Annotated in this window: 7 protein-coding genes; 6 read left to right on the top strand and 1 reads right to left on the bottom strand. The window is 70.3% G+C overall.

Features of this window, described 5'->3' with window-relative positions:
- Positions 1-13: 13 nt before the first annotated feature.
- The 6 genes from ISF28_RS23715 to ISF28_RS23690 all read left to right on the top strand — a co-directional run bounded on the left by ISF28_RS23715 (position 14) and on the right by ISF28_RS23690 (position 12,158).
- Positions 14-1,648: a methyl-accepting chemotaxis protein gene (locus ISF28_RS23715; protein ID WP_198119631.1), complete on the top strand. Its 1,635-nt coding sequence runs from the start codon at positions 14-16 to the stop codon at positions 1,646-1,648.
- A gap of 16 nt (positions 1,649-1,664) precedes the next feature.
- Positions 1,665-3,842, top strand: a complete 2,178-nt coding sequence (locus tag ISF28_RS23710; RefSeq protein WP_198119630.1) for a hybrid sensor histidine kinase/response regulator — start codon at positions 1,665-1,667, stop codon at positions 3,840-3,842.
- On the top strand, positions 3,839-4,897 hold the full coding sequence (locus ISF28_RS23705; RefSeq protein ID WP_198119629.1) for a chemotaxis protein CheB: 1,059 nt from the start codon (positions 3,839-3,841) through the stop codon (positions 4,895-4,897). Before ISF28_RS23710 ends, ISF28_RS23705 begins: the two co-directional genes overlap by 4 nt.
- The gene (locus tag ISF28_RS23700) at positions 4,894-8,007 is read left to right on the top strand and encodes an EAL domain-containing protein (protein WP_198119628.1); all 3,114 of its coding nucleotides are present in this window, start codon (positions 4,894-4,896) and stop codon (positions 8,005-8,007) included. The genes ISF28_RS23705 and ISF28_RS23700 overlap by 4 nt, the downstream gene beginning before the upstream one ends.
- A 108-nt stretch (positions 8,008-8,115) precedes the next feature.
- Positions 8,116-10,680 carry a beta-galactosidase GalB gene (galB, locus tag ISF28_RS23695; RefSeq protein ID WP_229519343.1) on the top strand — a complete coding sequence of 855 codons (2,565 nt, stop codon included), beginning with the start codon at positions 8,116-8,118 and terminating at the stop codon, positions 10,678-10,680.
- A 179-nt stretch (positions 10,681-10,859) separates the two neighbouring features.
- Positions 10,860-12,158 (top strand): ATP-binding protein, encoded by a 1,299-nt coding sequence (locus tag ISF28_RS23690; protein WP_198119626.1) that lies wholly within the window; start codon positions 10,860-10,862, stop codon positions 12,156-12,158.
- Between the two features lie 4 nt (positions 12,159-12,162).
- On the opposite strand, the gene ISF28_RS23685 is transcribed toward ISF28_RS23690, so the two are convergent.
- The gene (locus tag ISF28_RS23685) at positions 12,163-12,648 is read right to left on the bottom strand and encodes an MgtC/SapB family protein (RefSeq protein WP_198119625.1); all 486 of its coding nucleotides are present in this window, start codon (positions 12,646-12,648) and stop codon (positions 12,163-12,165) included.
- Positions 12,649-12,667 lie beyond the last annotated feature (19 nt).

Here is a 12,667-nt window from a genome sequence, read left to right as displayed (position 1 = left end):
ACAGGAGACTTCCATGCGCATCCTTGCCGACCTATCCACCCGCGGGAAACTGATGTTCGGTTTCGGCGTGATCGTCGTGGCGATGGTGCTGACCAGCCTCGCGTCGTGGGAGGGCCTCGCGCGCCAGCGGGCCTTGCAGGAAGAGCTGTACAACGACGACCTGGTGATCGTGTTCAAGATGCTGGAACTGCGCAATGCGATCAACCGCGAGCGGGTGGCCCTGTTGTCGTCGCTGGTCGCCGGCAGCGCCACGCAGGCGACCTTCGACCGCAACCTGACCGCCGAGGAAGCGACGATCCGCGGGCTGCTCGGCGACCTGGCCGCGCACAAACAGGCCGACGCGAGCTTCGCCGCCGATTATGCGCGGGTGGCGGGCGCCTACCAGGAATACAGCGCGGTGCGCGACAACGAGGTGCTCGCGTCGGCCCGGGCGGGCCAGCGCGCGAGCGCCGGCGATGCGGCGACCGGACGGCTGCAGAACAGCTACGAGCGGCTCAGGACCATCGCCGAGGAGATCGGCGCCAAGCAGCTCGCGGAGGCGCGCGCGCGCATGCGCGACGGCACGGCCCTCGTGGAGAGCGCCGGCGCGACGCTGATCCTGGTGAACCTGTTGGCCATCCTGCTGGCATGCGTGAAGACCTACTGGCTCAACCGCGCGATCGCCAGGCCGCTGCGCGAGGCGACGCTCGTCGCCGACCGCATCGCGAAGGGCGACCTGCGCGCCGACGTCGTGGCCGGCACGAGCCGCGACGAGGTCGGGCAACTGCTGCGGGCCCTGGACAGCATGGTGCAGTCGTGGCGCGTGCTGGCCACCGAGACCACGCGCGGCGTCGCCACGCTGACCGGCGCCGCCAGCGAAATCCTGTCCAGCAGCTCGCAGGCGGCGGCCAGCACGGCCGAGACGGCGGCCGCCGTCAGCGAGACGACGGCCACGGTCGAGGAAGTCAAGCAGACGTCGGTGCTGGCGTCGGAAAAGTCGCGCGCCGTGTCCGACGCGGCCCAGCAGGCCGCGCGCACCGCCGCCGACGGCCGCCGCGCGCTGGAAGAGAGCGTGAAGGGCATGGAGTCGATCCAGGAAAAGATGGAGGCGATCGCCAGCACGGTCGTGCGTCTGTCGGAACGCAGCCACGCGATCGGCGAAATCACCGCGACCGTCGCGAGCCTCGCCGAGCAGTCGAACCTGCTGGCCGTGAACGCGGCGATCGAGGCGGCCAAGGCGGGCGAACACGGCAAGGGCTTCGGCGTCGTGGCGCAGGAAGTCAAGAGCCTCGCGGAGCAGTCGCGCCAGGCCACGCGCCAGGTGCGCGAAATCCTCGGCGAGATCCAGAAGGGCGTCGGCGCGGCCGTGATGATCACGGAGCAGGGCGCGAAGACGGTGGCGCAGGGCGTCGAGCAGACGACCCAGGCCGGCCAGGCGATCAGCGCCCTCGCGGACACCATGACGGAGGCGGCGCAGGCGGCCGTGCAGATCGCCGTGTCGAGCCAGCAGCAGCTGGCCGGCATGGACCAGGTGGCGCTGGCGATGGAGAACATCCAGCAGGCCAGCACGGAGAACGCGGCCGGCTCGCGCCAGGCGGAGGCGTCGGCCCGCAACCTGCACGCGCTGGGGCAGTCGCTGCGCCAGACCATGGAACGGTTCCAGCTCTGACGGCCCAAGGTCCGCGATGACCGACGAGCAATTCCAGCAGAAGTTGCGCGGCATCTTCACGGAAGAGGCGCGCGAGCACCTGGCGCAGATCGACGTCGGCCTCGTCGCGCTCGAACAGGCGGGCGAGGCGCAGCGCGGCGCGCTGCTCGAACGTGTGCTGAAGGTGCTGCACACGCTCAAGGGCGCGGCGCGCACCGTCGACGAGCTCGAACTGGAGCGCCTGTGCCACGCGCTGGAAGGCGTGCTGGCCGCGGTGCGCGACACGGGCGTGCACGCGACGGCCGAACAATTCGACCTGCTGCACAAGGCCGCCGCCGGCGCGCGCCAGGTCGTGGACAGCCCGGGACCGCGCAGCCGCAAGGTGGCGGGCATGCTGGCCGCGCAGGCCGACGCCGTCGCGCGCGCGCTGCCCGCGCAGGCGGACGCGGCGCCCGCCGCGCCGGACTTTACGCCGGATGTCGCGCCGGATGTAGGGCCGGACCCTGAGCCGGCCGACTCCGACGGCGTGACCGGCGACGGCGGCGGCGAACGGATCCGCGTCGACCGCCGCTGCATCGATTCGATCCGCGCCCACGCGGAGGCGCTGCTGCCGGTCGAACTCAAGCTGCGCCACCACGTCGACGAGTTGCGCGCGCTGGCGGGGGTGATCGCGGCGCGCCGGCGCGAGGGACCGGCCGAGGGCGCGGACGACGGCGCCCGGATCGAGCTGGCCTGCACCCGGCTGGCCGCGTCGCTCGAACACACGGGCAAGGAGCTGCACGGCGTGCGCGGACGGCTGTTCGACGCCGCGCTGGAAACGGCGCTGGTGCCGTCCGCCGCCGCGCTGAACGAATTGCCGGCGCTCGTGCGCAACCTGGCGCGGGGCCACGGCAAGGAAGTCCGGCTCGACATGCGCGGCGTCGACGTGGACATCGACCGCCGCGTGTTGGGCATCGTGCGCGAAGCGCTGATCCATCTCGTCACCAATGCCGTCGACCATGGCATCGAGACGCCGGCGCAGCGCAGCGCGGCCGGCAAGGATCCCGTCGGACGCATCGCGATCGCGGTGACGCAGCGCGATGCGCGCATGGTGTCGGTGCGGGTCGACGACGACGGCGCGGGCATCGACACGGAGGCCGTCGCGCGCGCGGCCGCCGGCCACGCCGGCCTGACGGACGCCGACGTGGCGCAGATGAGCGAGCAGCAGCGCCTGCAGCTGGCGCTGCGCGCCGGCGTGTCGACCCGCGCCGAGGTCACGCCCGTGTCCGGACGGGGCATGGGCCTGTCCATCGTGGCCGACAAGGTGGAGGCCAGCGGCGGCCAGATCGTGGTCGCCACGACGCCGGGGGCGGGCAGCTCGTTCGAACTGCTGCTGCCGGTGGGCGTGGCGAGCCTGCGCGCGCTCGTCGTGGAAGTGGCCGGCGCGCGCTACGCCGTCCCGCTGGCGGGCCTGGAAGCCGTGCGCAGCGAAACGCAGGCCGACATCCGGACCGTCGAGGGCCGCGAAACCGTGCTGGCCGGCGCGCGCGTGCTGCCGCTCGTGCGCCTGGCCGCGTTGTTCGGCACCGCGCAACCCGGCCAGGAACAAGGGAGCGGCGTGGTGATCGTCGCGCAGGCGGCCGGCCAGGCGTTCGGCATGCTGGTCGACGCCATCGTCGCCGAGCAGGACCTGCTGCCCAAGAGCTTCGGCCCGCTGCTGCGCCGCGTGCGTTGGTTCAGCGGCGCGGCGCAGCTGGGCGACGGCACGCTGGCGCCCGTGCTGGCGCTGGAGGACGTGGCCGCGCGCGGCCTCGCGGGCGGGGCCGCCGCGCCCGAGGCCCCGGCGCCGGCGGCGGGGCCGCGGCGCGTGCTCGTCGTCGAGGATTCGGTCACGTCGCGCCTGCTCCTCAAGCACATCCTGGAAGGGGCCGGGTGCAGCGTCGACACGGCCGTCGACGGCCTGGATGCCCTGTCGCGGCTGCGCGCCGGCCGCTACGACGCGGTCGTCAGCGACGTCGAGATGCCGAACATGGACGGCCTCGCGCTCACCGCCGGCATCCGCGCGAATCCGGCCACGGCGGAGCTGCCGGTGATCCTGGTGACGTCGCTGCAGACGCCGGAACAGCGCGAGGCGGGACTGCGCGCCGGCGCCGACGCCTATTTCACCAAGGGCAGCTTCGACCAGGACCGCCTGCTGGCGACGGTGCGCCGCGTCGCCGGGATGGAGGCGCCATGATCCGGGTCCTCGTGGTGGACGACTCGAATTCGGTGCGCCAGCTGCTCGTGCACATCCTCGGCACGGCGCCGGGCCTGGAGGTCGTGGGCTGCGCCGCCGACGGCGAGGAAGCCCTGCGCCTCGCGCACGAGCTGCAGCCGGACGTGATCACGATGGACCTGCAGATGCCGCGCATGGACGGCTACGAGGCGATCCGCCGCATCATGCGGGCCTGCCCCACGCGCATCGTCGTCGTGTCCGGCTGCGAGGACCGGGCCGAGGTCGACGCGAGCTTCCGCGCGATCGAGGCGGGCGCGCTGGTGCTCGTGCGCCGCCCGTACGGCATCGGCAATCCGGCCCATGCGGAGAGCGCGCGCGACCTCGTGCGCACCGTGAAGGCGATGGCCGAGGTGCGCGTCGTGCGCCGCTGGAGCGATGCGCGGCGCGCGGCCCGTCCGCTGCAGGGGGCGCCGCGGCGCCTGATCGCGGTCGGCGCGTCGACGGGCGGACCGACCGTCCTGCGCGACATCCTGGCCGAGCTGCCGGCCGGCTTTCCGCTGCCGATGGTGATCGTCCAGCACCTCGCGCCCGGCTTCATGGACGGCCTGGCCGCGTGGCTGGCCGACGCCGGCGGCTACCCGGTCGAGGTCCTGCGCGACGGCGCGACGCTGACCGGGGGGCGGGCGTATCTCGTGCCGGAAGGCTGGCAGCCGGCGCTGGGTCCGGGGCTGACGGCCCGGCTGGCGCAGGCGCCGCCGGAGCACGGCATGTGCCCGTCCGTATCGTACCTGTTCCGCGCCATCGATCCCGAACTGCGCGCGGCCACGGCGGCCGTCCTCCTGACCGGCATGGGCAAGGACGGCGCCGCCGAACTGAAGCTGTTGCGCGAGCACGGCGCGCTGACGATCGCGCAGGACCGCGCCAGCGCCGTCGTGTACGGCATGCCGGGCGAAGCCCTGCGGCTCGACGCCGCGATGCTGGTGCTCGAGCCGGCGGAAATCGGCAAGGTGCTGGCGCGCCTGCCATCCGAGCCGTTCCCGTCCACCGTCTTTCCAACGAATGGAGACCTTCCATGACCATGTCTCCCCGCAACGAACACGAGAACGAGATCGAGATCCTGGTGGTGGAGGACAGCGCCACCCAGGCCCGCCAGCTGGCGCAACTCTTGGCCCAGGCGGGCTACGGCGTGCGCATCGCCGCCGACGGGCGCGCGGGCCTGGACGAGGCGCGCCAGCGCCCGCCGACCCTGATCGTCACCGACATCAACATGCCGCGCATGGACGGCTTCGAGATGTGCAAGGCGATCAAGCAGGACGAGCGGCTGCGCGACGTGCCGGTGATCCTGCTCACGTCCCTCTCCAGCCTGTACGACGTGATCAAGGGCCTCGACTGCGGCGCCGACAATTTCATCCGCAAGCCGTTCGAGGCCGACTACCTGCTCGGCCGCATCCGCTTCATCCTCGCCAACCGCGCGCTGCGCTCGAACGAGCGGGTGCAACTGGGGATGAAGATCAGCCTGGGCGGGCAGACCCATTTCATCACGGCCGAGCGCCAGCAGATCTTCGACCTCCTGATCTCGACGTACGAGGAAGCGATCCACATGACGGAGCAGCTGCGCGCCCAGCAGGAGCGCATCGCCCACTCGTACCAGTCGCTCGAAGGCCTGTACCGTGTCGCCGAGGCGATCAATCCCGTGCTGTCGGAGCAGGACGTGGCCGAGCGCGCGCTCGACCGCGTGCTGGACCTGCCGGGCGTGACCGGCGCGACGATCCGGCTCGTGGGCATCGACGGCAGGCCGGCGTTCGCCGTCGCGCGCGACGCCACCGGCGCCGACGTCGAGGCGTGCGACTGCGCCGTGGCGCCGGGGCAGCAGCCGGCCGTGTCGCAGGCCACGTGCCGCGGCCTGCCCAGCCTGCGCGTGCCGCTGACGACCGGCGTGCGCAGCCGCGGCATGATGTGCCTGACGATCGGCGACGGCCCGCTGGCCGACGACGACCGCCAGGTGCTCGAGACGGTCGGCAGCCAGATCGCCGTCGCCATCGAGCGCGCCCACCTGTACGGGAACATGGAGCGGCTGGTGGACGAACGCACGGCGGCGCTGGAGTCGGAGCGCGCGCTGCTGGCCGCCGTCGTCAACCTGTCCGGCGCGCTGGTCTGCGTGTTCGACGGCGAGGGCGATATCCGCCTGTTCAATCCGGCCTGCGAACAAAGCTCGGGCTGGCGCGCGGAGGAGGTGCTGGGCCGCCCGTTCCGCGACCTGTTCCGCCGCGCCGACAACGCGCCCGTGGAATTCAACGCGTCGCCGGCCGGCGAAGTCCCCGTGCAGCAGCGCGGCGAATGGCTTGCCCGCGACGGCAGCGTGCGTTCCGTGATCTGGTCGTCGACGATGCTGCGCCGCACCGACGGCAGCGTGCAATACGTGGTCACGACCGGGATGGACGTGACGGAGCTGCGCCGCGCCGAGGAACGGCTGCGCTACCTGTCCAACTTCGACCGCGAGACCGGCCTGCCGAACGAGTTGCTGCTGCGCGACCGCGTGCGCCAGATGCAGGCGCGGGTCGTCGACGGCAAGCCGCTGCTCGGCTACATGCTGCTGCGGATGACGCGCCTTCAGGTGATCCGGGCCAGCCTCGGGCTGGAGGCCGAACAGGCGCTGCTGCGCCAGGCGGCGTCGCGCCTGTCGGAACTGGGCGACGCCGACCTCACGGTCGCGCGCACCGGCGAGCGCACGTTCGCGCTCGTGGCGCTGCGCGCCAACGAGGCCGAGCTGGCCGCGCTGGCGCGCGACGTGCTGGAACGGATGGACCAGATCTACGCCTACGGGGACGAAGAGGTCCACCTGGACCCGTGCGTCGGCATTGCGCTGTTCCCGAACGACGCCGACGACTACGACGGCCTCACGCAGGATGCCGAGGCCGCGCTGCAGCGCGCGCTGGCCAGCAAGGACGAGCGCTACGCCTTCTACCGTCCGGAATTGAACGACGGCGTGTACGAACGCTTCCGCTTCGAGAACGCGTTGCGGCGCGCGCTCGAACGCGACGAGCTGACCGTCTACTACCAGCCGCAGGCCAGCGTCAAGACGGGGCAGATCATCGGCTTCGAGGCGCTGCTGCGCTGGCAGCACCCGGAGCAGGGCCTGATCCCGCCGGGCCGCTTCATCGCGCTGGCGGAAGAGACGGGCCTGATCCTGGCCATCGGCGAACAGGTGCTGCGGCGCGCGTGCGAGCAATCGTGCGCGTGGCAGCGCGAGGGCCTGCGCGGCGTGCCGGTGTCGGTCAACCTGTCGGCGCGCCAGTTCTCGGAACGGGTCGTGGACACGGTCGGCCGCATCCTGGCCGAGACGGGGCTCGACCCGAAGCTGCTGGAACTGGAGCTGACCGAAAGCGCGTCGATGGAAGATCCGCAGAAGACCGTCGACATCCTGTGCGAGCTGAAGGAGATGGGCGTGCGCCTCGCCATCGACGATTTCGGCACCGGCTACTCGAACCTGAACTACCTGAAGCGCTTTCCGGTCGACCGGCTCAAGCTCGACCAGTCGTTCGTGCGCGACCTGACGTCCGACCCGGACGACCTGGCGATCGCGCGCGCCGTCGTCGCGATGGGGCATGGCCTCAGGCTCGAGGTGATCGCGGAAGGCGTGGAGACGGAAGGGCAGCTGGCGCTGCTGGCGCAGAACGGCTGCGACGAGATCCAGGGCTATCTGTTCGGCCGTCCGGCGACGGCGGAGGACTGCGCGCGCATGCTGCGCGAGGAAAAAACGCTGGCCCTCGACAAGCTGCGGCCGCAGCCCTACCACCGCACGCTGCTGTACGTGGACGACGAAGTGAACCTGCTGGCGGCGATCCGGCGCGCCATGCGCCAGAGCGGCTACCGCGTGCTGGTGGCGTCCAGCGCGCGCGAGGCGTTCGAGATCCTCGCCACGACCGACGTCGGCGTCATCGTCTGCGACCAGCGCATGCGCGGGATGAGCGGCACGGAATTCCTCGCGCGCGTGAAGCAGATGTACCCGGCCGCGGTGCGCATGGTGCTGTCGGGGTACACGGACCTGCAGTCGGTGACGGACGCGGTGAACCGCGGCGCGATCTTCAAGTTCCTGACCAAGCCCTGGATCGACGAGGAGCTGGACGAGGCGGTGCGCGAGGCCTTCGCCGAGTTCGAGGCGAAAACGGGGATCGCGGTGCCCTGACGGCGGGCCAGCTATTGCGCTTTTGGATACCCGCCCGGCCAATTCGTATAGCTGGGTGCCGGAGGGCTGGCCCATACTTGAGGTTTCCGTTTCGATATCCCCGTGACCATGACGCTTCTTCCCCGTTCCCTCTCCACCATCGCGCTCGGCGTCGCCCTGCTGTGCGGCGCCGCCCATGCGGCCGACATGCCGGTCCGCGAACGCCTCTCGTTCGACGCCGGCTGGCGCTTCGCGAAGGGCGATCCCGCCGGCAGCGGCAAGATCGACGACGCCGCGCTCAAGAACCCGGCGACGGCCATCCCGGCCGCGCAACCGGGCTTCGACGACGGGGCGTGGCGCAAGCTCGACCTGCCGCACGACTGGGGTATCGAGGGACCGTTCAACCAGGCGTATCCGGGCGAGACGGGCAAGCTGCCGTGGTGGGGCGTGGGCTGGTACCGCAAGCACTTCACCCTGCCGGCGGCCGACGCGGGCCGGCGCGTCTACCTGGACATCGACGGCGCCATGTCGCACGCCGTCGTCTGGGTCAACGGGCATTATGTTGGGGGCTGGCCGTACGGCTACGCGTCGTGGCGCGTGGACCTGACGCCGTACGCGAAGCCGGGCGGCGACAACGTCGTGGCGATCCGGCTCGACAACCCGCCGGATTCGTCGCGCTGGTATCCGGGCGGCGGCATCTACCGCAACGTCTGGCTCGTCAAGACGGCGCCCGTGCACGTGGCCCAGTACGGCACGTTCGTGACGACGCCGCAGGTGTCGAAGGAGTCCGCGCTGGTCTCGGTGCAGACGACGGTGGAGGCCGACGGCCGCGACGCCCAGGTGCAGGTCGCGACCGAGATCTACCTGCTGGACGCGGCCGGCAAGCGCGGCGCGGCCCCGGTCGCGCACCTGGCGGCGACCGCGCCCCAGAAGGACGTGGCCGACCACGAGGTCCGGCTGACGCAGACCTTGACCGTGCCGAAGCCGCGCCTGTGGAGCATCGCGAGCCCGCAGCGCTACGTCGCCGTCACCACGGTCACCGACAACGGCAACGTGACCGACGTGGTCGAGACCCCGTTCGGCATCCGCACCGCCGTCTTCGATCCGGCGCGCGGCTTCCTGCTGAACGGCCAGCACGTGCCGCTGCAGGGCGTATGCATGCACCACGACCTGGGCGCGCTGGGCACCGCGATCAACGTGCACGCGCTGGAACGCCAACTGCGCCTGCTGCGCGAGATGGGCACCAACGCGATCCGCACGAGCCACAACCCGCCCGCGCCGGAACTGCTGGACCTGGCCGACCGCATGGGCTTCGTCGTGCTGGACGAGGCGTTCGACATGTGGCAGATCCCCAAGAAGCCGAACGACTACCACCTGCTGTTCGACGAATGGCACGAGAAGGACTTGCGCGCGCAGATCCGGCGCGACCGCAGCCACCCGAGCGTGATCGCCTGGAGCATCGGCAACGAGATCCCGGAGCAGGGCAAGCCGGAAGGCTGGAAGCTGGGCGAACACCTGGCCGAGATCGCGCGCAGCGAAGACCGCACGCGCCCCATCACGATGGCGGACAACCACACCGAGTCGGCCTACAACGGCTTCCAGAACCTCGTCGACATCTTCGGCTACAACTACAAGCCGACCTTGTACGGCAAGGTGCACGCGTCCGCGCCCTACCTGCCGCTGTTCGGCAGCGAGACGGCGTCGACGATCAGCTCGCGCGGCGAATACTTCTTCCCCGTCAGCGACGATAAATCGAAAGGCGCCGCCAACTTCCAGGTCAGCAGCTACGACCTGACGGCGCCGCCGTGGGCCACGACGCCCGACGCCGAATTCAAGGGCCAGGACGACTTCCCGTACGTGGCCGGCGAATTCGTCTGGACCGGCTTCGACTACCTGGGCGAGCCGACGCCGTACAACTCGGATTCGTCGAACCTGCTGAACTTCACCGACCCGGCGCAGCAGCAGCGCGCCGCGCAGGAACTGGCGTCGCTGAAGAAGATCGCGGTGCCGTCGCGCAGCTCCTACTTCGGCATCATCGACCTGGCCGGGTTCAAGAAGGACCGCTTCTACCTGTACCAGGCCCGCTGGCGTCCGGAGCTGCCGATGGCGCACCTGCTGCCGCACTGGAACTGGCCGGAGCGCGTGGGCCAGGTGACGCCGGTGCACCTGTACACGTCCGGCGACGAGGCGGAGCTGTTCCTGAACGGCAAATCGCTGGGCCGCAAGAAGCGCGGTCCGCGCGACTACCGCCTGCGCTGGGATAACGTGGTGTACCAGCCGGGCACCTTGCACGCCGTGGTCTACAAGCACGGCAAGCGCTGGGCCGAGGACACCGTCGTCACGACCGGCCAGCCCGCCAAGTTGCTGGTGTCGGCCGACCGCGCCAGGCTCGCGGCCGACGGCCAGGACCTGGCGTTCGTGACGGTGACCGTCGCCGACAAGGACGGCCACGAGGTGCCGCGCTCGCACGACCGCATCAAGTTCGCGCTGTCCGGGCCGGGCGAGATCGTCGCGACGGACAACGGCGACGCGACCAACCTGGAACCGTTCCAGTCGCACGAGCGCAATGCCTACAACGGCCTCGCGCTGGCCATCGTCAAGACCCGCGCCGGGGAGGGCGGCAAGCTGACCCTGACGGCCACCGCCGACGGCCTGGCGCCGGCGACCGTGACCCTCGACAGCCAGACGCGGTAATCCACCCCATCGTGCCGGACGCCCATGCATGCGGCGTCCGCGCACGGGGCCGGCCGCTGTCAAGTGTTGTAATCAGGCGATAGCGACCGAAACTCTGCATATAAGAGTTTCAATAAAGTCCCAATTCTCGGCGTTTCCTCCGGATAATAGAATTACCGATTTACGTCCGAGCCACCGCCATGGAATTTGAAGTTTTCGAATCGTTGACGTCGAGCCCAGCGCCTGCGCCGGCCGCCGCCACGTCGCCGCTGGTCCGGCTGCAATACCTGATCGACAACACGCCGGCCATCATCTACGCCATGGTGCCCAGCGGCGACTTCAAGATGACGTTCGTGAGCAACAACGCGTATAACGTCCTCGGCTATCGCCCCGAAGATATGGTGGCGGACCCGAATTTCTGGTTCGACCACATTCATCCCGAGGACGCGCCGAACATCTTTTCCAGCCTGGCCCAGCTGTTCGTGGAAGGCGAGAAGACGTACGAATACCGGTTCCGCGCCGCGAGCGGCGAATTCCTGTGGATGCACGACCGCCTGCGCCTGATCTGCGACGACCGCGGCACCCCGCTCGAGGTCATCGGCTCGCTGACCGACATCACCGTGCGCAAGCACATGGAACAGGAACAACAGCAGCTCATCGCGCGCCTCTCCGAGGCCCACGACCAGTTGCTGCAATCGGAAAAGATGGCATCGATCGGCCAGCTGGCGGCGGGCGTGGCGCACGAGATCAACAATCCGATCGGCTTCGTCAACTCGAACATGGGGACCTTGCGGCACTACGTCGGCACCCTGCTGTCCGTGGTGGACGCCTACGGCGCGGCGGTGAACGAGGCGGCGCCCGGCTCGGCGCTGGCCGCGCGGATCGAAGCGATCGGCCGCGAGGCGGACCTCGGCTATCTCAAGGAGGACATCGCGGACCTGGTCAGCGAGTCGATGGACGGCCTCAAGCGCGTGAAGGACATCGTCCAGGCCCTGAAGGATTTTTCCCACGTCGGCCTGACGGACTGGCAGTACGCGGACGTGCACGCGGGGCTCGACACCACCTTGAATATCGTCGCCAACGAAATCAAGTACAAGGCGACGGTCGAGAAGCACTACGGCAAGCTCCCCGAAATCAAGTGCCTCGCGTCGCAGCTGAACCAGGTGTTCATGAACCTGCTCGTCAACGCCGCCCAGGCCATCCAGAACCGCGGCGTGATCACGATCGCGACGGGCGCCCAGGACGGCTGGGTGTGGGTGAAGATCAGCGACAACGGCTGCGGCATCGCGCCCGACAACCTCAAGCGCGTGTTCGAACCGTTCTTCACGACGAAGCCGGTGGGCAGCGGGACGGGCCTCGGCCTGTCGCTGTCGTACAGCATCGTCAACAAGCACGGCGGGCGCATCGACGTCGCGTCCAAGCCCGGCGTCGGCACCGTCTTCACGGTCCGCCTGCCCGTCACGCCGCCGGCATCGTCGACGGCGCCGGAGCAGGGCTGACCGTTCATTCCTCGTGCAGGTCGATCGCGCGCTGTTCCTCCGCCGGCTTGTCCAGCCAGCGCCGGTGCAGCGCCCGTTCGACCGGCTTGCCGAACACGAACAGCACGAACACGAGGAACAGGGCGATGGCGGCGATCGGCCACGTGCCCATGCCGCACAGGATGCCGAGGATCGCCGTGATCCAGATCGACGCCGCCGTCGTCAGGCCGCGCACGCGGTCGCTGCCGTTGTCGCGGATGATCACGCCGGAGCCGAGGAAGCCGATGCCCGTGATGAGGCCCTGGATCACGCGGCTGGCGGCGGCCGGGTCCGATTGGCCATTGCCGTCCAGGAAGTCGGCGCAGGCCAGGGTCAGCGCGCAGGCGCCCAGGCTGACGAGTCCCAGGGTGCGGATGCCGGTCGGCTTGCCGTGCAGGTTGCGGTCCAGGCCGATCACGCCGCCGACGAGGACGGACGCGGTCAGGCGCAGCAGGATTTCGAGGTAGCCCATGGCTGGGGGTGCGTGGCGA

It is taken from the genome of Massilia rhizosphaerae, assembly GCF_016093545.1.
Lineage (GTDB): Bacteria > Pseudomonadota > Gammaproteobacteria > Burkholderiales > Burkholderiaceae_D > Telluria > Telluria rhizosphaerae.
The sequence above is the reverse complement of the archived record's forward strand: the minus strand, read 5'-3'. Positions and strand labels throughout refer to the sequence as shown.